Source organism: Agrobacterium sp. CCNWLW155 (assembly GCF_036888815.1).
GTDB classification, from domain to species: domain Bacteria; phylum Pseudomonadota; class Alphaproteobacteria; order Rhizobiales; family Rhizobiaceae; genus Agrobacterium; species Agrobacterium radiobacter.
This window is the reverse complement of sequence record NZ_JBAKFW010000004.1, coordinates 183,484-202,373: the sequence shown is the minus strand read 5'-3', so window position 1 is coordinate 202,373 and position 18,890 is coordinate 183,484. Positions and strand designations below refer to the sequence as shown.

Genomic DNA, 18,890 nt, shown 5'->3' with positions numbered 1-18,890 from the left:
GTTTTAGACGCCCGGCGAATGTTCGCCGGGTGTTTTTGTTTTCCATTGCCGGGTGCTCACACATTTTCCTAAAACGCCTGTGACGAAAGACCGGCTTTTCGCTTCAAATCGTCGCAATTTTCAAATAGCTTCCGCTGGATACCTGACCAGAGGGAATGCGAACGTTATGGCGGATTCGGAGCTGCTCGATCTTGGCGTCGAGAAACCGGTGACCACACGGCAATACAGCCACAAGCTGTCCAGCCCCACACCGTTTCTCTGGACGATGGTTCTGTTTCTGATCCTCGTCGGCTTTCTGGCGGCCATTCTCTATCGGCAGGCGCACACCGCCTTCATGACCAATCCGGGGCTCAACGGCTTCATTCTCGGCGTGTTGGCCATCGGCATCATTCTGGTGTTTACGCAGACGATGAGCCTGCGCTCGGAAGTCCGCTGGTTCAATGCCTTTCGTGCTGCCGGCAGCGTCGAAAAGGTCGGCCGTGCGCCAAAACTGCTTGCGCCGATGAGCACGCTGATCGGCAAGCGCGGCGAAGTCCGGCTTTCCACGGTCACGCAGCGGACCATCCTCGATTCCATCGCAACACGACTCGACGAATCGCGTGATACCTCGCGTTATCTCGTCGGCCTGCTGGTGTTTCTCGGTCTGCTCGGCACCTTCTGGGGCCTGATCGGCACCATCGGCGCCATCAGCAATGTCATCCAGTCGCTCGATCCGAGCGCCGGTGACAGCAACGATATTCTGAGCTCGCTCAAGGCCGGTCTCACCGCGCCGCTGGCGGGCATGGGAACGGCCTTCTCCTCGTCGCTGCTCGGTCTTTCAGGTTCGCTGATCCTCGGTTTTCTCGATCTTCAGGCCGGTCGCGCGCAGAACCGTTTTTACACCCAACTCGAAAACTGGCTGTCATCGGTAACTGACACCTCGGCGGAAGGGCCGAGGGAGTTCAAGGCCGTTGAGCCGGGCGCCATGGTCAGCACCGAGCGTTCGCTTGCGGCCATGACCAGCCTTGCCGAGGGCATTCAGGGTCTGGTCAAGAACATGCGCAGCGAACAGCAGATGCTGCGTGACTGGATCGAGGCGCAGCAGGAGGAATCGAAATCACTCCGCCGCACGCTCGACCGGCTGTCGGCACGGATCGATAGCGACACGAAATCATCCGGACGCACCCGGCACGATAACGGGAGCGAGTAGCCATGGCGCTTGCGCGCAACCGCCGCCGCGACAGGGGTGTGGATTATTGGCCGGGTTTCGTCGATGCGCTTTCGACGCTGCTGATGGCCATCATGTTTTTGCTGACGGTCTTCGTGCTGGCGCAATTCGTACTGTCGCGCGAAATTACCGGCAAGGACGAAGTGCTGACGCGCCTCAACAGCCAGATTGCCGAACTGACCGAACTTCTGGCCATGGAAAAAGGCAACAAGCAGGATATTGAGGACGCGCTCGCAAGCCTGCAATCGACGCTCGCAGCTTCAGAAAACGAGCGTTCCCGACTGCAGGCGCTTCTCGATGCGGGATCGGGCAACAATGCGAACGCCAATGCCCGGATTGGCAGCCTGACCGGCGAGCTGGACGACCAGCGGCAGGCCAATTCCCGCGCCTCCGCGCAGATCGAATTGCTGAACCAGCAGATTGCGGCGCTGAGAGCGCAGATCGCTTCGGTGGAAGCCGCCCTGCAGGCTTCGGAAGCCAAGGATACCTCGTCTCAGGTCAAGATCGCCGATCTCGGCCGTCGCCTCAATGTCGCGCTGGCGCAGCGGGTGCAGGAACTGAACCGCTATCGGTCTGATTTCTTCGGGCGGCTGCGTGAAATCCTGTCGGACCGCGAAAACATCCGCATCGTCGGTGACCGGTTCGTCTTCCAGTCCGAAGTGCTCTTCCCTTCCGGCGGCAATGAACTCAATCCGGAAGGGCAGACGGAGATGGAGAAGCTGGCGGTCGCGCTGCTCGATCTCGCCAAGGAAATTCCGGCGGAAATCAACTGGGTCCTGCGCGTGGATGGCCACACGGATAATGTCCAGCTTTCCGGTTCCGGACGTTACCGGGACAATTGGGAACTCTCCTCGGCCCGTGCCACCTCGGTGGTGAAATTCCTGATCTCCAAGGGCGTCCCGGCAAACCGGCTGGTTGCCGCTGGTTTCGGTGAATATCAGCCGATTGCCGAAGGCGATACCCCGGAAGCACGGCAGCAGAACCGCCGTATCGAACTCAAGCTCACCGAGCGCTGAAATCGCGGACCGCATCAGCGCGGTTGCCTTCCGGCGAAAGTAAATTTACGTTCGCGTAAAAGTAATTCCGTCATATCTGGGAGGGGCTGATGGAACGCTATGATGTGATCGTTGTCGGCGCTGGGCTTGCCGGGCTGGTGGCGGCAACCGAGGCTGCTGAGCGAGGTTTCAGCGTCTATGTCGTGGATCAGGAGGGCGAGCAGAACCTTGGCGGCCAGGCCTTCTGGTCGCTGGGCGGTCTGTTTTTCGTCGATAGCCCCGAACAGCGCCGGATGCGGGTGCGAGACAGTATCGATCTTGCAAGGCAAGACTGGTTCGGTTCAGCCGGTTTCGACCGTCCGGAGGATTATTGGCCGCGCCGTTGGGCGGAGGCCTATCTCGATTTCGCTGCCGGTGAAAAACGCGAATGGCTGCACCGTATGGGCATGCGCTGGTTTCCTGTGGTCGGCTGGGCCGAGCGCGGCGGCAGCCTCGCCCATGGTCATGGCAATTCTGTTCCGCGTTTCCATGTCACATGGGGCACGGGTCCGGGCGTACTCGCACCCTTCGTTAAAAAGGCGAAGGCCATGGCGGCAACCGGCCGGCTGACCTTCCGTTTTCGCCACCGGGTTGATCGTCTGGAGGTCGCCGACGGCCGGGTGACCGGCATTTCAGGCGCTGTTCTTGCAGCCGACCCCGTGCAACGCGGGCAGGAGAGCAGCCGGGAAGAGCAGGGCGATTTTACTTTCTCCGCTGCGACGGTCATCGTCAGTTCCGGCGGCATCGGCGGCAATCAGGAACTGGTGCGGCGCAACTGGCCGGTGGAACGGTTGGGCGAGCCTCCTGCCAACATGGTCTGCGGTGTTCCCGCGCATGTGGATGGCCGCATGATCGCCATTACGGAAACGGCCGGCGGAGCCGTCATCAATCGTGACCGTATGTGGCATTATACCGAGGGCGTGAAAAACCATGATCCGATCTGGCCGGGTCACGGTATCCGCATCCTGCCCGGTCCCTCGTCCTTCTGGTGCGATGCGGATGGAAACCGCCTCGCCGCTCCCGCCATGCCAGGTTTCGATACGCTCGGCACGCTTAAAATGCTGGGCGAACGCGGCAGCGGCCATAGCTGGTTCATTCTGACCAAGGCGATCATCAAGAAGGAATTTGCGCTTTCAGGCTCGGAGCAGAATCCTGATCTGACCGGCAAGGATATACCGCTGCTGCTCAAAAGGTTGGGCAAGGAGCCGCCGGGACCAGTGTGTGCCTTCATGGAGCGGGGTGAAGATTTCGCCGTTCGAGATACGCTGGAAGAACTCGTGGCGGCGATGAACGCCATCAGTGGCGATAACCGGCTGCATATAGACCATATCCGCCGGCAGATCGAAGCGCGCGACCGCGAAATCGAAAATGGTTTCAGCAAGGATGCCCAGGTAACGGCCATCCATGGCGCACGTCGTTATCTTGGCGACCGGCTGATGCGGACGGCAAAACCGCACCGGCTGCTCGACCCGGCGATGGGGCCGCTGATTGCCGTGCGGCTGCACGTGCTGACGCGCAAGACGCTTGGCGGCCTTCATACCGATCTTGAAGCCCGGGTGCTGGATGCTGCCGGTGAGCCGGTGCCGGGGCTTTATGCCGCCGGCGAAGTGGCGGGTTTCGGTGGCGGTGGCATGCATGGCTACAACGCGCTGGAGGGCACATTCCTTGGCGGCTGCCTGTTTTCGGGCCGCATTGCCGGACGCAGCGTGCTGGCGTGAGCCGTTGAGAGCGGAATGGCGAAACGCCAGCGGTTTTGCCTGAAATTCCGCTCCGATCGCGTGAACTAAGCCTGGGCGCGCAATTCGTCCGGTCCGGTCTGGAATTGCAGCCGGGCAAGCCGCGCATAAAGGCCGTTCTGGCGAATGAGGCTCTGATGCGTGCCTTCCTCGATGATGCGGCCTTCATCCATCACCAGAATACGGTCGGCCTTCAGCACGGTGGCAAGGCGGTGAGCGATGACGATGGTGGTGCGGGTTTTCATCAGCTCATCAAGCGCCTTTTGAACCAGCGTTTCGCTTTCCGCATCGAGTGCCGAAGTCGCTTCGTCGAGCAGCAGGATCGGCGCATTGCGCAGGATGGCGCGGGCAATGGCGATGCGCTGGCGCTGGCCGCCGGAAAGCGTCACGCCGCGTTCACCCACCTGGGTATCATATCCATCGGTGAGACGTTCGATGAAGCTGTCAGCCTGTGCGGCGATGGCGGCGGCGCGCACCTCCTCGCGTGTCGCGTCAGGTCGGCCAAAGGCGATATTGTCGTGGATGGAGGAGGCGAATATCGCCACATCCTGCGGAACGATGGACAGGCGCGCGCGCAGATCGGCGAGGGTGACGTCGCGGATATCCGTGCCATCGACGGTGATGCGGCCCTGTTGCGGATCGTAAAAGCGCATCAGCAGCGAAAAGACCGTGCTCTTGCCCGCACCTGAAGGCCCGACGATTGCGACGGTTTCGCCGGCGCTGACCTTGAAGGAGAGGCCGGAGACGATCGGCCGCCCTGTCGCGAGCGGGTAGACAAAATCGACATTTTCGAATTCGGCTTCGCCGCGCGGCGGCTGCGGCATGGCGACAGGGGTTGCGGGTTCTGCGACGGGCGAGCGCTCGTTCAGCAATTCGGAAAGCCGTTCGGCCGCACCACCCGCCTGCGCCAGTTCACCCCAGACTTCCGAGAGCTGGCCGAGACCGCTTGCCGCGATGACCGAATAAAGCACGAACTGACCGAGCGTGCCTGCCGTCATGCCGCCAGACAGGACGCTTTGCGCGCCATACCAGAGAATGCCGACGACGCTGCCGAAGACCAGCGCGATGGCGACGGCGGTGAGAATGGAGCGTGCGCCGATCGCTGCCCGAGCGCCCTGATAGGCGGCTTCCACGGAAGCGCCATAACGGGCATTTGCCAGCACCTCGGCGTTAAAGGACTGCACGGTGCGGCTCGCAGCAATCGTCTCGGAAGCATAGGCGGCGGAATTGGCCAATGTATCCTGCGTGGTGCGGGAGCGGGCGCGAACCGAGCGCCCGAAGGCGATCAACGGAAAAACGATGAAGGGAATGGCAAGCAGCGCAAGGCCCGAAAGACCGGGGCTGGTATAGATCATCATCGCCACGGCACCACAGCACATGATGATGTTGCGCAAAGCCACGGAGGCGGAAGACCCGAATGCCGAGCGGATCTGCACCGTATCGGCGGTCAGTCGCGAGGTCAGTTCGCCGGATCGATTGCTATCGAAAAACTGCTGCGAGAGCGTGGTGAGATGGGCAAAGACATCGCGGCGCAGATCGGCAACGACCCTTTCACCAATGGTCATGACGTAATAATAGCGCATGGCGCTGGCAAGCGCGAGGAGCACGGCAATCGCCAGAAGCACGGCGAAATAGCTGTTGATCATGCCGCCATCCGGCGTCTGGAAACCGTGGTCGATGATGCGGCGAACGGCAAGCGGCAGGGCCAATGTCGTGGCAGAGGAAAGCACAAGCGCGAAAAGGGCTGCCGCCATCAGGCCGCGATAACGGCTGAGATAGGGGAAGAGGCCAAGAAGCGGCTTCAGGCTTCTCTGTTTCGCAGCTTTCTGCTCGTCAATATCTGCCACGTCCTCTATGCTCCTTGTTCAATGCCGTTTTTGGGCCTTTTGCGGGTGAATTTCCGGCGCGCGGTAAAATTCCAGCCCCTGCGGCCATCTCCTTTCACAAGGGGATAGCAGGCTCTTGTTATCTGGGCGACCTTCATGTATAGGCTCCGCATCGAATTGGGAAGCCATAGCCCATCTGGTCTATGGCTTCATTTATTGAAATGGCTCAGTTGACGCAATTGCGGCAAATGGACCGCACGTCACTTAACCAGGAAGATTGTCATGAAGGCTGATATCCATCCCGCTTATCACACGATCAAGGTCGTCATGACCGATGGCACCGAATACGAAACCCGCTCTACCTGGGGTTCGGAAGGCGCAGTCATGAACCTTGAAATCGACCCCAAGTCCCATCCGGCATGGACGGGCGGCAACCAGCAGCTTATGGACCGCGGTGGTCGCGTTTCCAAGTTCAACAAGCGTTTCGGCGGCCTCGGCCTCTGATCCACTTGCGGACGGATTGTATAAAAAAGCCCGGTTTTTCCGGGCTTTTTTGTTGTCTGCTTTTCGCGGCCGTACATATGGGTGTAACGACCAAAACAAAAAAGCAGGCTTTTCAGCCTGCTTTTCAAATTGTCCGGATAAGGTCGTCTTTTCTCAGTTGATCGAGAAAGCTGTGCGCAGAAGATTGAGCTGCGCCTGCACGCTGTTTTCATTGTCCGGCACCTTGGCGGCTTCGGACGGGCGATAGATTTCGCGGTCGAGCAGGGCGATGCGGTTCTGGAGACGCAGCGAGCGCTCGATGAGGTCGCGGAAGGATTCGGGCAGGTCGTTCCAGCCGGGCGCGTTACGGTCGACATTAAAGCTGTCGAGCCGCACCTTGTTCTTTTCGCTCAGAACCTGATCGCGCGTCATTTCGCCATTGTTGACGGCGCGCTGCAGAAGCAGCCAGGAGGCCATCTGCATCAGGCGGGTGGTGAGGCGCATCGATTCCGCCGCATAAAGTACCGAGGCCATGCGCGGCAGCACCTTGGAGGCGGCGCGGCCGGCACCGTCGAGATAACTTGCCGTTTCCTCAACCAAGGTCATGCCTTCGGTATAGAGGGTCTTGAACTGGTTGGAAGCAGCCGCGCGACCCGCAAAGCTTATGGTATTTAAAACCTGTTCCGACATTTTCTTTAAATCCCTGCTCACGCACCACACTGTCAGGCAACGACGACCCGGATATTTTGTTCCGGCCTTTAGTGTTTTCAGGATGGTATCTTTACCTGAAATGCGCAAGGCAATTATTAAAGAAGGGTTAATACCCACAGTTTTACGGAATCCGGCAAGCGGCAAAAAAAGAGCCGCGAAAGCGGCTCTCAAGGTAAAACAGGGAGAAAAATCAGACCAATTCGCCGTATGGAGAAGATGCCTGAGGTCCAGAAGAACTGGACATGTATAGTAATCTCTCAGAAAGCTTAATTTTTGGTTAATGGTAAACGAAAGACTGCCCCGGAATATTCATTTCCAGATACCGCCTGAGCCGCAGCTCTAGGCATTGGAAGTGCAGTCCCATGTCTATTCTCAACTGCGCGTCAGGACCGGAAGAGATTCTCCGCCGCCTGCCTGCCGGCGGATTTCCGTGTCCTCTCCTCTTCCAGCCGGGTGATTTCGGCTTGCAGAAGATCGATACGGCTGCTCAGTTCGTCCACCGAAAGAAGGCTGAGATCGCCGCCGATCTCGTGCGCTGCCGGTTTTTGCGGACGGTCATCGTCAAAGAGACTCATATGCCTGCTCCTTTTTCCACATAGTCGCCATCGTCCCCGGGATATTGCTGCGCGCGCGGGTCAAGCGCAATACTTTCCGGCGTGACGAGCGTTGAGGGCGTCGTCGGCATCATGGTCGAGAAATTGTCTTTTTCCTCGGTCGAAAGTGCTGCGCGCTGGCGGCTTCTGATGATGGCATAGGCGGTGATGAGCAGATGCGCCACAGCCGTCACCAGAAACAGCGCATAGGGGCCGAAATGGGTCATGATCGCGCCGCCGAGCGTCGGGCCGATGATGGTGCCGATGCCGTAAAGCAAAAGCAGGCCACCCGAGACCTTGACGAAGTCTTCCGAGGCGGCGAAGTCGTTGGCATGCGCCACGGCGATGGGATAAAGCGCGTTGGCGGCGGCGCCGTAAATGGCGATCATGAAAATCAGCACATAGACGTCATGCGGTTGCACCACCGCGACAGCGAGGCCCGCGACCGCGCCAACCCCGGCAAGTCCCGCCAGCACGTATCGGCGGTCTATCCGGTCTGAAAGCCTTCCCGCCGGAAATTGCGCCAGCGCACCGACGAAAATCGTGACCGAAACCATGATGGCGATCATGGTCGGGTCCAGACCTGCGCGCGCGCCGAAGACGGCACCGAGCGTACCGTAAGCGCCGTTGGCAATGCCGATCATCAGGATGCCGACGAAGGAGACCGGCGAGTTGCGGTAAAGGGCCGGCAGATCCAGCTTCACCTTCTGTAACGGCTGCGGACTGGCCGCTTTCGAAAGCGTGGCCGGCAGAATGGCGATGCAATAGATGATGCCGCAGATCATGAACAGCGACGTATTGCTGATATCGCCCATCGGCACGATCATCTGCCCCGCCACGACCCCGAGCAGCGTGATGGCGATATAGAGCGAGAAGATCATGCCACGGCTTTCATTGGTGGCGCGCTCGTTCAGCCAGCTTTCAATGATCATCGAGGTGCCGGCCGTGCAGAAGCCGGTAAGCGCGCGCAGTGCAATCCACGACGTGTCGTCGATGATAAGGCCGGTCATCAGCACCGTCAGGCACACCAGCGCCACGAAGGAGCCGAATGCCCGCACATGCCCCGCACGGCGCACGATGGCAGGCGCGACAAAGCAGCCGACGACGAAGCCCGCCGCCCACGAAGTGCCCAGAAAGCCCAGAATTTCATTGGAGTAACCTTCCGCCGAACCACGGACGGGCAGGATGAGACCCTGAAGGCCGTTGCCGAGAAAAAGAAACAGAGTGCTGGATAAAAGAGCGAATACGGGTAGAAGATTTCTGCTCATGAAAACACTCTCATGCGTTCGGACGGACGGTCGGACAGGCCATAGACGGGCGTTACCCGAATGAGTTGCACTCTTCTGGTGAACGGTAAAAATGTCCAGCCTGTGACGATGCAGAAATAAAGAAAAGGCTCAATAAATGACGAAGGCGATCGGCCTTTTTTTACTGCTGGCCATGGCGATCCAGATCATCCGGCCGCTAGGTCTGCCGGGCCTGAAGAAAAGAGGCGATTGCTGGAAGATCGCGGTTGCCGCCTTTGTCATCTGGTCGGCGACGCTGCTTCTGCGTCCGTAACGAAAAAGCCGCCCCAGAGGGCGGCTTTTGTTTGACTAAATGCCTGCCGGTGAGGGCCTCAGGCTGCCTTTTCGAGTTCCTGCTTCCAGTTACCCTTGGCGGCGAGGCTGTTCATCGCGGCGCGGTGCGTGAAGGCGCGCTGGCCGGCGGCGACATTTTCCTGCTTGCCGCCCCAGGTCTTGAGGGCCGTATCCTGAAGCGCGCGGCCGTAGGAATAGGTCAGTGACCAGGGCAGGTCGTAGCCGGCATTCATGGCGGAGAGATGCGCGGTTGCCTCTTCGGAAGACTGGCCGCCGGAAAGGAAGGCAATGCCCGGAACGGCTGACGGCACGGTCGCCTTCAGAACCTTCACGGTCTTTTCCGCCACTTCCTCGACCGAAGCCTTGCGGGCATTCTTGCCGTCGATGATCATGTTCGGTTTGAGGATCATGCCTTCGAGGTTCACGCGGGCGTCGAACAGATCCGCGAAAACGGTCTGGAGAACCCATTGCGTGACTTCCGCACAGCGGTCGATGTCATGCGTGCCCGGTTCGCCGTCCATCAGCACTTCGGGTTCCACGATCGGCACGATATCCGCCTGCTGGCAGAGAGCGGCGTAACGGGCGAGCGACTGGGAGTTTGCCTTGATAGAACCCCAGCTCGGACGCTGTTCACCGATGGTGATGACGCCGCGCCACTTGGCGAAGCGGGCACCGGCGTCATGATATTTGCGCAGGCGCTCGTAAAGACCGTCGAGGCCTTCGGTGATGAATTCGTGCGGGTGGAAAGCCATCGGCTTGGCGCCGATATCCACCTTGATGCCGGGCAGGCTGCCGGCCGCCTTGATGATATCAACGAAAGGCGTGCCATCGGCGGCCTTCTGGAACAGGGTCTCTTCATAAAGGATGACGCCGGAGATGTATTTCTTCATAGCGTCGTCGGAGCGGAACAGCATTTCGCGGTAGTCGCGGCGGGCGGTCTCGGTGGACTCCAGATTGATGCTGTCGAAACGCTTCTTGATCGTTCCTGTGGATTCGTCGGCTGCGAGCAGGCCCTTGCCGTCGGCAACCATTTTGATGGCGATGTCTTCGAGACGTTCGGTCATTTGCTATTCTCCCAAGGCACAATAAATTTCCGATAACAGAAGTTCCAGGGCAGGGAAATGGCACGCTAACTCATTGAAACGATTGAAATCATTTCAATCGTTTGAAACTTTTCCTCAAGGTGCCGCTTACCAAAAGACAAGGCCGGACAAGCATGGCTTGTCCGGCCTTGTGTCAGGCAAGTGGGGTAAGTTTACTTGGCGGCGGTCAGGATGGCAACGCCCGGCAATTCCTTGCCTTCCATCCATTCGAGGAAGGCGCCGCCTGCCGTCGAGATATAGGTGAAATCGTCCGAAACGCCGGCATGGTTGAGTGCGGCCACGGTGTCACCGCCGCCGGCGACGGAGACGAGCTTGCCGGCCTTCGTGCATTCCGCTGCGTGTTTTGCAGCAGCCACAGTCGCCGCGTCGAAGGGTTCGATTTCGAAAGCGCCGAGCGGGCCGTTCCAGACCAGCGTTTCCGCGCGGGAAATCCAGGCCTTGATGCTTTCAACCGATTTCGGGCCGACGTCGAGAACCATCGCGTCGGCGGGAATGGCGTTGATATCGACGGTTTCATTGGCCGCACCGGCCTTGAATTCGCGGGCGACCACGCCGTCTTCCGGCAGAACAATCGCACAGCCGGATGTCGCGGCCTCGATCATGATCTGCTTTGCGGTCTCGGCAAGATCGTGTTCGCAGAGCGATTTGCCGACTTGTGCGCCGCGTGCGGCAAGGAAGGTGTTGGCCATGCCGCCGCCGATGACGAGGGCATCGACTTTCTTGACGAGGTTCATCAAGAGATCGATCTTGCTCGAAACCTTGGCGCCTCCGACGATGGCGACCACCGGACGGACCGGCTGGCCGAGGCCCTTTTCCAGCGCCTCAAGCTCGGCCTGCATGGTGCGGCCGGCATAGGCGGGCAGGTGGCGCGCAAGACCTTCGGTGGAGGCGTGGGCGCGGTGGGCGGCGGAGAAAGCGTCGTTCACATAGATATCGCCGTTGGCCGCCAGAGCCTCGACGAAGGCGGGATCGTTCTTTTCTTCGCCCTTGTGGAAGCGGGTGTTTTCCAGAAGCAGGATATCGCCGTCGTTCAGTTTCGCGACGGCATCCGCCGCAGGCGCACCGACGCAGTCGGTCGCGAAGGAAACGGCGTGATCCAGCACTTCCTCGACGGCGGGCACGATCTGGGAAAGCGACATGTCGGCGACCGGTTCGCCCTTCGGGCGGCCGAAATGTGCGAGCAGGATGACTTTCGCGCCCTTTGAGGACAATTCCAGAATGGTCGGCGCAACACGTTCGATACGGGTTGCGTCCGTCACCTTGCCATCCGCGACCGGCACGTTGAGATCAACGCGGACGAGAACGCGCTTTCCGGCAATGTCGTTGAGGTCGTTGAGGGTCTTGAAAGCGGGCATAGGTCGATCCTGATTTGTTGCGAGTTCGGCACGGACCATACTATGCCTGATTGACGACGCAAGCCGGTCAGGCCTCATTTTCTCTCACTGTATTGGCCGGGGCGGGGGCACTTTCTTCAACGCCGGCGGCGCGCGGCTGACGCTTCTGCGCCAGATAATCGCGCACACGGTTGAGGATTTCCGAAAAGCTGATGAAGATCGGCAGGTTGGTGGCCGGCTCCACCGGTTCGAGCGAGATTCCGACGCCGGTGATTTCCTCATGCTCGTCCAGTGTGCGGACGATCAGGACGATGGAGCCGAGGCGCACACGGTCGGCATAATCGGCCTTTCCGGCAAGGCGCGCCTCTATCAGTTCCGCGACGCTCATCGCCTGCTCGGCGGGCGAAAGCAGGCCGGGGCCATAGGCCGCGTCCAGCTCCTTCGCCGGGCGGGCGGGTGAGATCGCGAAGGTGCCGAAGAAATCGGCGTCGTCATCAGCAACCGGCAGGGCGCTGGCGAACAGCCGGTCGATCAGGCGGGAATAGCCGGGTGCGATGAAGAGATAGACGAGATCGTTTTCACGCAGCCGCCCGGCATATTGGTAGCGGATCGACTTGCCGTCGCGCACCACCAGCGAGGGCATGGCCCAGCGGGGAATACGTTCACCCTGCATGATGGCGCTGCCCTTGGCGACCCGGTAGGAAATCAGTTCATGATTGGCGGTGCCGGGAAGGTCCACCTCGAGCTTGTCCACCTCGCCCATGCGCGGCGGCACGATCAGCCCGAGCCTTGTTGCCACAGGCTTGATGGTCCAGCCCTGCACAAGCAGCGAGACCAGAACGATGATGAAGGCGGCGTTGAAATAGATTTGCGCATTATCAAGCCCGCCGAGAATGGGCATGATGGCCAGCAGGATGGAGACCGCGCCACGCAGGCCCACCCACGCCACGAAGGATGTTTCCTGCTGGGTATAGTTGAAGGGCATAAGGCTCAGCCACACCGCGAGCGGGCGGGCGACGAAAATCAGGAACAGCGCAAGCAGGACGGCGGGGATGGCGATCGCCGGAAATTGCGACGGCGTGGCGAGAAGGCCGAGCATCAGGAACATGATGATCTGGGCAAGCCAGGTCAGCCCCTCATGGAAACGGCGTATGGTTTCCTTGGCGAAAATCCGGCGGTTGCCGGCGACGATGCCCGCCACATAGACCGCCAGAAAACCGCTGCCGCCAATGGTGCCGGTGAAGGAAAAGACGAGCAGCGCCAGCGCCAGCACGAAGATCGGCGCGAGCCCGCGGTCGGCGGCGAACCGATTGACGACGGTGGCGATCATGATCCCGCCGAGCAGGCCGAAAATCACGCCAAGGCCCATCTGCTCGATGAAAAGCAGCAGAAAGCCGCTGTCGATGCCGGCAAGCCCCTGACCTTTGGCGATGATTTCGACCAGGGCGATGGTGAGGAAGATCGCCATGGGATCGTTGGTGCCGGATTCGACTTCCAGCGTGGAGCGCACCTGATCGCGGATATGAATGCCGCCGATGCGCAGCAGGAAGAAAACGGCGGCCGCATCCGTGGAGGCGACGATGGCGCCAAGCAGCAGGCCCTCCAGCCAGGAAAGCCCGAGCAGCAGGGCGGCCGCGCCCGCGAAAAAGACGGATGTGAGAATGACGCCGACCGTGGCGAGAGCGACAGCCGGGGCTGCCGAAAGCCGGAAGGATTGTATCGACGTACCGAAACCGGAATCGAAAAGAATGACGGCAAGCACGAGCGAACCGAGCATATAGGCCAGTGGATTGTTGGTGAATTCAATGCCGAGGCCATCCACACCCGCCGCAAGGCCGATCATCAGGAAGAGTAACAGGAGAGGTGCGCCGAAGCGGAAGGCGATGAGGCTCGAAAACGCCGCGACGAGAACCAGAACAGTTGCGACCAGCAACAGAAGATAAAATGATTCCACGTCCACCGCCTCATTCAAACCGCCTTGACCGCCGCAATGAATGCTCTGCGCGTCTGCAGTCAATGCGCCACGGGTTGCGGTCTGTCAGCGCTGTTTCGGGTGGCGTTGAAAGGCGACGCAAGGCGGGGTGTATCGAATGATACGGCAGGGCCGAAGTGCATTGCGCACGACCGTTATCCCTGTGTCTCTTGTCCGTCTCAAAGTGGACCAGACAAAGGCAGGAAAAGGGAATTTTCTCGGCCTGCGGACGAAAAAATACATGGCGTGGATAGCGGCAGACCCCCCACAGAAACAATTCATCTTCCGTCGTCTCGACGTAACATAGAGACAATGCAGCTGCGTTAGTTCTCTCGTCCGAATTGCTTTTCAACATTACCGGAGCGATCGGATGAAACGGATAAATATTACTGGAATTATTATAGTATTGGCGGCGGGCGTGATCGTTTCGGGTTGCTCCAGTACGGAACAGACGGCTGAAAACATGGCCGCGCAACGCGAGCGTTGCCGCTCCTTTGGTTACCCTGAAGGCTCGCGGGATGCTGCCGACTGCATGATGAAACTTTCCATGCAGCAAAGTGAGTTGAGGCAACAGACTTTCGATACGATCTGGAGCAATGCCGGCTCGCGGGACCCAATCATCATCAACAACAGAAGGTGACGGTTGCGCGCCGGCGCTGGCTCCGGGTTGGCCCGTCTTGCCTCAACGATGGTTTCGATCCGAAGCGCCCCGCCTTGCTTCCGGATCGATGCCGACGGGTTTCCTCGTTCCCGTCGGCATTTTTACAAATAAAAAGCCGGCAGGATTGCTCCTGCCGGCTTTTTGATCGAACTGAGTTCCGCTTAGATGGTCTTCGCGAATGCGACGGCCGTGTCCGACATGCGGTTGGAGAAGCCCCACTCGTTGTCGTACCAGGACAGGACGCGCACGAACTTGCCTTCCATGACCTTGGTCTGGTCGATCGCGAAGATCGAGGAATGGCTGTCATGGTTGAAGTCGCGGGAGACCAGCGGCTCTTCGGTGTAGCCGAGGATGCCCTTCAGCTTGCCATTGGCGGCGGACTTGATCGCTTCGTTGATTTCCTCAACCGTCGTGTCGCGCTTGGCGATGAACTTGAAGTCGACGACCGAAACGTTGGGGGTCGGAACGCGGATCGACGTGCCGTCCAGCTTGCCCTTGAGGTGCGGCAGAACGAGGCCAACGGCCTTGGCTGCGCCCGTCGAGGTCGGGATCATGGACAGGGCTGCGGCGCGGGCGCGGTACAGATCCTTGTGCATGGTGTCCAGCGTCGGCTGGTCGCCGGTGTAGGAGTGGATCGTCGTCATGAAGCCATGATCGATGCCAACGACGTCATCGAGAACCTTAACGACCGGCACGAGGCAATTGGTGGTGCAGGATGCGTTGGAAATGACCAGATGGTCCTTCGTCAGCTGGTCGTCGTTGACGCCGAAGACGACGGTGAGGTCAGCGCCGTCAGCCGGAGCGGAAACGATAACGCGCTTGGCGCCTGCCGTCAGGTGTGCTGCGGCCTTGTCGCGGGCGGTGAAGATGCCGGTGCATTCGAGCGCGATATCGACGCCGAGTTCCTTGTGCGGCAGCGTCGCCGGATCGCGAACGGCCGTCACCTTGATCGGCTTGCCGCCGCCAACGATGATCGTGTCGCCTTCGACCTTTACGTCGGCAGGGAACTTGCCGTGGATCGAATCGTAGCGAAGCAGATGGGCGTTGGTTTCAACCGGGCCGAGGTCGTTGATGGCAACAACTTCGATATCGGTACGGCCGGATTCGACGATGGCGCGCAGGACGTTGCGGCCGATGCGGCCGAAGCCGTTAATGGCAACTTTTACAGTCATTTACAGTCTCCCGAACAAGATATGTGCTTGGTCTTTGCGGAAATGTGAGGGCTTGGGAAGCCCTCACGCAAGTTTTGCCTCGACTGCGGCGACGACGGCTTCCGCCGTGATGCCGAAGTGCTTGAAGAGATCCTTCGCCGGGGCAGATGCTCCGAAGGAATGCATGCCGACGAAAGCGCCATCGTTACCGATGAAATAGTCCCAGCCCTGACGAATGGCGGCTTCGACCGCGATCTTGACCGGAGCCTTGCCGATGATGGCGTTGCGATAGGTTTCCGGCTGTTCCTTGAAGAGCTCGAAGCAGGGAACGGAAACGACGCGGACGGAAACGCCGTTGTCCTTCAGCGTTGCAGCGGCCTTGAGCGCCACTTCGACTTCCGAACCGGATGCGAAGATCGAAACCTTGGCGTCGCTGGCGGATACGAGTTCGTAAGCGCCGTAAGCGGAAAGGTTCTTCTCTTCATATTCCTTGCGCGAGGGTGCAAGGTTCTGGCGGGTGAGTGCCAGGGCAGACGGACGATGCTTCTGCTCAAGCGCCAGCTGCCAGCATTCCGCCGTCTCGGTTTCATCCGCCGGGCGGAAAAGGAGGAGGTTCGGAATGGCGCGCAGCGCTGCAATCTGCTCCACCGGCTGGTGGGTCGGGCCGTCTTCGCCGACGCCGATGGAATCATGCGTCAGAACGTGGACGACGCGGATGCCCATGAGCGCGGCAAGGCGGATCGACGGACGGCAATAGTCCGAGAAGATCAGGAAGCCGCCGGCGTAGGGTATGAGACCGCCATGGAGCGCGATGCCGTTCATCGCGGCCGCCATGCCGTGCTCGCGGATGCCGTAATGCAGATAACGGCCGGAGAAATCCGTCGGGGTGATGGACTTCATCTGGCTGGTCTTGGTGTTGTTGGACGGCGTCAGGTCAGCCGAGCCGCCGACCATTTCCGGCAGGATGCCGTTGATGACTTCAAGCGAGTCTTCAGAAGCCTTGCGGGTGGCGACAGTCGGGTTGTTCTCGATGATCTTCTTCTTGAAGGCATCGATCGAACTGTCGAAATTGCCGGGCAGATCGCCGGCGAAGCGGCGCTTGAACTCGGCCTTTTTGCCGGCTTCAGCGGCCTCGAGACGGGCTTCCCAGTCCTGACGGGTCTTGGTGGAGCGCAGGCCGGCGAGACGCCATGCATCGAGCACATCTTCCGGAATGACGAAAGCTTCGGCCTCCCAGTTGAGGCTCTTGCGCGCAGCGGCGATTTCTTCGGCGCCGAGCGGGTTGCCGTGTACCTTGTGGGTGCCCTGCTTGTTGGGCGCGCCGAAACCGATGACGGTCTTGCAGGCGATGAAGGTCGGGCGGTCGGATTTCTGCGCGGCCTCGATGGCGGCAGCAATCGCATCCGGATCATGGCCATCGACGCGGATGGTGTTCCAGTGAACGGCCTGGAAGCGGGCGATCTGGTCGGTGCTGTCGGAGAGGCCAACTTCACCGTCGATGGTGATGTTGTTGTCATCCCAGAACAGAACGAGCTTGTTGAGCTTCAGGTGGCCGGCAAGCGCGATGGCTTCGTGGCTGATGCCTTCCATGAGGCAGCCGTCGCCGCACAGCACATAGGTGAAGTGGCTCTGCAGGTCGGAGCCGAATTCCTCTTCCAGCTTGCGTTCGGCAATAGCCATGCCGACGGCGTTGGCGATGCCCTGGCCGAGCGGGCCGGTGGTCGTTTCGATGCCGGTCGCATGGCCATATTCGGGATGGCCGGCGGTCTTGGAGCCGAACTGACGGAAACGCTTGATCTCGTCGATCGTCATGTCCTCGTAGCCCGTCAGATAGAGCAGCGAGTAAAGCAGCATCGAACCATGGCCTGCCGACAGCACGAAGCGGTCGCGGTCAGCCCAGAGCGGCGCCTTGGGATCGAATTTCAGGTAACGGGTGAAAAGAACGGTGGCGACATCAGCGGCGCCCATCGGCAGACCGGGGTGGCCTGAATTGGCCTTCTCCACTGCATCCATGGCAAGAAAGCGGATCGCGTTTGCCATCCGGTTGTGTTTGTCGCGAGAAATCATGGCTTTTCCGTCTGTTTCCGGGTGAAAGGAGATAGTTTTACGCAACTATCCAAAAAGCGGGTTGATCCATAGCAGGTGAGGCAGGCAAGTCAATAAATCCACGGGCGTTTGCGGTTCCCTTAGGGAGAAAAAATCGTTTAGAAAATCGGGTGTCCTGACAAAATCCGTGCGATATGTGTCGCCGCCTCTTCGTTCATCCACAGAGCAAAACGCCTCAATGCACTGGTTTGATTGACGGGATGGTAAATCGGGTAATAACCTCGTGATTGTTGAAAAGGCCTGAAACCGGACGATTCGCCCGGTGGCGTGCGAGTTGGAAAAAACGATGTCGGCTGAGAAGACCGTACAATCTGCGCTGACGGAGCTGAATGCTGCCATCACAAATCTCGAAAATGCCATCGATATGCGTATCGAGCGGCAAAGGGAGACGGGCGAGATCGATAATGAGGTCAAGCGGGTCCATGTCGACCGCGCAAGGCTCGCACATGAGCTGGATCAGGCCGAATTTCGCGCCAATCGTCTTGAAGAAGTCAACCGCGAGGTTTCCCGCCGGCTGGTAACGGCCATGGAGACGATCCGCGCGGTGCTGGATCGATAGGAGCGGGTTCATGGCGCAAGTCACAGTTATGATCGACGGCAAGGCCTATCGCATGGCGTGCGAGGCAGGGCAGGAAGACCATCTGACCGATCTCGCAACCAGGTTCGACCGGTATGTCGGGCACCTCAAGAGCCAGTTCGGTGAAATAGGCGACCTTCGCCTGACCGTCATGGCCGGCATCATGGTGATGGACGAGCTTTCCGAACTCAACCGCAAGATCGAGAAGCTGGAAGGAGAGGTCGCATCCCTTTCCCGCAACCGTGACGGCATGGCCGAGCACAGGGCGAAATCGGATGAAGTGGTGGCGCTCGCCATCGGCGATCTGGCCGACCGGTTGAACGGCATTACCGAAAAACTGCTGGCGCGGCCGAAGCCCGCGGCGCATTGACTGCGCAAAGAGTTCTGAGGCGGCAAAATTTCGCTCGGTGCCCTCTGGTGGTTTCCCCCGATCCGTCCTATATCTTGGATGCGTTCTGCGCTTCCCGACAGGAACCACAATCCCTGGGGCCATACTCGATCCAAAGGGAGCTGTCCCTGGCCAGTCCCGTGGGACTGGACACACGGCGCCCACCTACTTTTGTAGGCACCCAGGATCGTAAATCTCCATCGGTCGCCGTGGATCGCGCTTGAAGTTTCGGATCAACCCCGATGCTTCACCATATCCTTGATATATTCGACAGTGATTTTTCATAACTGCCGGACGCGGCTTTTTTATATTGCCGTCATTGCAATGGCGGAACAATTCCCTATTATTCGGATTGGTATGTCTGTCATGCCCTTTAAAAAAGGGCGCTGCGGCCAAAACCGCGACGTGCCGTTCAACAGCCCAAAGAG

17 protein-coding genes and 1 other RNA gene are annotated in these 18,890 nt (G+C 59.7%); 9 read left to right on the top strand and 9 right to left on the bottom strand.

The genetic code is table 11. The annotated features are described in order from the left end of the window. The first annotated feature begins 166 nt into the window (after window positions 1-166). From V6S97_RS15460 to V6S97_RS15450, 3 genes are all read left to right on the top strand, one after another. The gene (locus tag V6S97_RS15460; RefSeq protein ID WP_003506173.1) at window positions 167-1,189 is read left to right on the top strand and encodes a hypothetical protein; all 1,023 of its coding nucleotides are present in this window, start codon (window positions 167-169) and stop codon (window positions 1,187-1,189) included. 2 nt (window positions 1,190-1,191) lie between these two features. Next, a complete protein-coding gene (locus V6S97_RS15455; protein WP_003506175.1) occupies window positions 1,192-2,223 on the top strand; it encodes a peptidoglycan -binding protein in 1,032 nt (343 codons plus the stop codon). A gap of 89 nt (window positions 2,224-2,312) precedes the next feature. Further along, a complete protein-coding gene (locus V6S97_RS15450; protein ID WP_334427368.1) occupies window positions 2,313-3,959 on the top strand; it encodes an FAD-binding dehydrogenase in 1,647 nt (548 codons plus the stop codon). Window positions 3,960-4,024: 65 nt separating this feature from the next. Here V6S97_RS15450 and V6S97_RS15445 read toward each other — a convergent pair whose 3' ends face one another. Next, window positions 4,025-5,824 (bottom strand): ABC transporter transmembrane domain-containing protein, encoded by a 1,800-nt coding sequence (locus tag V6S97_RS15445; protein WP_003506179.1) that lies wholly within the window; start codon window positions 5,822-5,824, stop codon window positions 4,025-4,027. Between the two features lie 261 nt (window positions 5,825-6,085). Here V6S97_RS15445 and rpmE point away from each other — a divergent pair, with 261 nt between their 5' ends. Beyond that, window positions 6,086-6,307, top strand: a complete 222-nt coding sequence (gene rpmE, locus V6S97_RS15440) for a 50S ribosomal protein L31 (RefSeq protein WP_003506183.1) — start codon at window positions 6,086-6,088, stop codon at window positions 6,305-6,307. A 153-nt stretch (window positions 6,308-6,460) separates the two neighbouring features. On the opposite strand, the gene rcdA is transcribed toward rpmE, so the two are convergent. The 3 genes from rcdA to V6S97_RS15425 form a co-directional block, all read right to left on the bottom strand. Next, window positions 6,461-6,976, bottom strand: a complete 516-nt coding sequence (gene rcdA, locus V6S97_RS15435) for a protease adaptor protein RcdA (RefSeq protein WP_003506184.1) — start codon at window positions 6,974-6,976, stop codon at window positions 6,461-6,463. 404 nt (window positions 6,977-7,380) lie between these two features. Beyond that, window positions 7,381-7,572: a DUF1192 domain-containing protein gene (locus tag V6S97_RS15430; RefSeq protein ID WP_003506186.1), complete on the bottom strand. Its 192-nt coding sequence runs from the start codon at window positions 7,570-7,572 to the stop codon at window positions 7,381-7,383. Beyond that, entirely contained in the window at window positions 7,569-8,858 is a 1,290-nt protein-coding gene (locus tag V6S97_RS15425; protein WP_060723145.1) for an MFS transporter, read from the bottom strand. The genes V6S97_RS15430 and V6S97_RS15425 overlap by 4 nt, the downstream gene beginning before the upstream one ends. A 136-nt stretch (window positions 8,859-8,994) precedes the next feature. On the opposite strand from V6S97_RS15425, the gene V6S97_RS15420 reads away from it, so the two are divergent. After that, window positions 8,995-9,150: a hypothetical protein gene (locus tag V6S97_RS15420; RefSeq protein ID WP_003506189.1), complete on the top strand. Its 156-nt coding sequence runs from the start codon at window positions 8,995-8,997 to the stop codon at window positions 9,148-9,150. Window positions 9,151-9,208: 58 nt separating this feature from the next. Here the strand turns inward: V6S97_RS15420 and V6S97_RS15415 are convergent, their stop codons facing one another. The 3 genes from V6S97_RS15415 to V6S97_RS15405 all read right to left on the bottom strand — a co-directional run bounded on the left by V6S97_RS15415 (window position 9,209) and on the right by V6S97_RS15405 (window position 13,561). Further along, the gene (locus tag V6S97_RS15415; RefSeq protein WP_003506191.1) at window positions 9,209-10,234 is read right to left on the bottom strand and encodes a class I fructose-bisphosphate aldolase; all 1,026 of its coding nucleotides are present in this window, start codon (window positions 10,232-10,234) and stop codon (window positions 9,209-9,211) included. Window positions 10,235-10,425: 191 nt separating this feature from the next. Continuing rightward, the gene (locus tag V6S97_RS15410; RefSeq protein WP_003506193.1) at window positions 10,426-11,628 is read right to left on the bottom strand and encodes a phosphoglycerate kinase; all 1,203 of its coding nucleotides are present in this window, start codon (window positions 11,626-11,628) and stop codon (window positions 10,426-10,428) included. Between the two features lie 67 nt (window positions 11,629-11,695). Further along, window positions 11,696-13,561, bottom strand: a complete 1,866-nt coding sequence (locus V6S97_RS15405) for a potassium/proton antiporter (RefSeq protein ID WP_334427362.1) — start codon at window positions 13,559-13,561, stop codon at window positions 11,696-11,698. A 388-nt stretch (window positions 13,562-13,949) separates the two neighbouring features. Between V6S97_RS15405 and V6S97_RS15400 the strand changes: the two genes are divergently transcribed. Continuing rightward, entirely contained in the window at window positions 13,950-14,219 is a 270-nt protein-coding gene (locus V6S97_RS15400; RefSeq protein WP_334427360.1) for a hypothetical protein, read from the top strand. Window positions 14,220-14,401: 182 nt separating this feature from the next. Here the strand turns inward: V6S97_RS15400 and gap are convergent, their stop codons facing one another. After that, a complete protein-coding gene (gene gap, locus V6S97_RS15395) occupies window positions 14,402-15,412 on the bottom strand; it encodes a type I glyceraldehyde-3-phosphate dehydrogenase (RefSeq protein ID WP_003506200.1) in 1,011 nt (336 codons plus the stop codon). 63 nt (window positions 15,413-15,475) lie between these two features. Then, window positions 15,476-17,458, bottom strand: a complete 1,983-nt coding sequence (gene tkt / locus V6S97_RS15390) for a transketolase (protein WP_111792183.1) — start codon at window positions 17,456-17,458, stop codon at window positions 15,476-15,478. 325 nt (window positions 17,459-17,783) lie between these two features. Between tkt and V6S97_RS15385 the strand changes: the two genes are divergently transcribed. The 3 genes from V6S97_RS15385 (at window position 17,784) to ssrS (ending at window position 18,682) form a co-directional block, all read left to right on the top strand. After that, complete coding sequence (locus tag V6S97_RS15385) at window positions 17,784-18,056, top strand: DUF4164 domain-containing protein (RefSeq protein ID WP_003506205.1); 273 nt, start codon at window positions 17,784-17,786, stop codon at window positions 18,054-18,056. Between the two features lie 10 nt (window positions 18,057-18,066). Then, a complete protein-coding gene (locus V6S97_RS15380) occupies window positions 18,067-18,444 on the top strand; it encodes a cell division protein ZapA (protein ID WP_003506206.1) in 378 nt (125 codons plus the stop codon). 79 nt (window positions 18,445-18,523) lie between these two features. Continuing rightward, window positions 18,524-18,682: non-coding RNA, 6S RNA (gene ssrS / locus V6S97_RS15375), on the top strand. Window positions 18,683-18,890: the final 208 nt, after the last annotated feature.

Bases quoted from the DNA above. Each gene is read 5' to 3' on its own strand.
- V6S97_RS15460 (WP_003506173.1), top strand. From the start codon at position 167: ATGGCGGATTCGGAGCTGCTCGATCTTGGCGTCGAGAAACCGGTGACC.
- V6S97_RS15455 (WP_003506175.1), top strand. From the start codon at position 1,192: ATGGCGCTTGCGCGCAACCGCCGCCGCGACAGGGGTGTGGATTATTGG.
- V6S97_RS15450 (WP_334427368.1), top strand. From the start codon at position 2,313: ATGGAACGCTATGATGTGATCGTTGTCGGCGCTGGGCTTGCCGGGCTG.
- rpmE (WP_003506183.1), top strand. From the start codon at position 6,086: ATGAAGGCTGATATCCATCCCGCTTATCACACGATCAAGGTCGTCATG.
- rcdA (WP_003506184.1), bottom strand. From the start codon at position 6,976: ATGTCGGAACAGGTTTTAAATACCATAAGCTTTGCGGGTCGCGCGGCT.
- V6S97_RS15430 (WP_003506186.1), bottom strand. From the start codon at position 7,572: ATGAGTCTCTTTGACGATGACCGTCCGCAAAAACCGGCAGCGCACGAG.
- V6S97_RS15425 (WP_060723145.1), bottom strand. From the start codon at position 8,858: ATGAGCAGAAATCTTCTACCCGTATTCGCTCTTTTATCCAGCACTCTG.
- V6S97_RS15420 (WP_003506189.1), top strand. From the start codon at position 8,995: ATGACGAAGGCGATCGGCCTTTTTTTACTGCTGGCCATGGCGATCCAG.
- V6S97_RS15415 (WP_003506191.1), bottom strand. From the start codon at position 10,234: ATGACCGAACGTCTCGAAGACATCGCCATCAAAATGGTTGCCGACGGC.
- V6S97_RS15410 (WP_003506193.1), bottom strand. From the start codon at position 11,628: ATGCCCGCTTTCAAGACCCTCAACGACCTCAACGACATTGCCGGAAAG.
- V6S97_RS15400 (WP_334427360.1), top strand. From the start codon at position 13,950: ATGAAACGGATAAATATTACTGGAATTATTATAGTATTGGCGGCGGGC.
- gap (WP_003506200.1), bottom strand. From the start codon at position 15,412: ATGACTGTAAAAGTTGCCATTAACGGCTTCGGCCGCATCGGCCGCAAC.
- tkt (WP_111792183.1), bottom strand. From the start codon at position 17,458: ATGATTTCTCGCGACAAACACAACCGGATGGCAAACGCGATCCGCTTT.
- V6S97_RS15385 (WP_003506205.1), top strand. From the start codon at position 17,784: ATGTCGGCTGAGAAGACCGTACAATCTGCGCTGACGGAGCTGAATGCT.
- V6S97_RS15380 (WP_003506206.1), top strand. From the start codon at position 18,067: ATGGCGCAAGTCACAGTTATGATCGACGGCAAGGCCTATCGCATGGCG.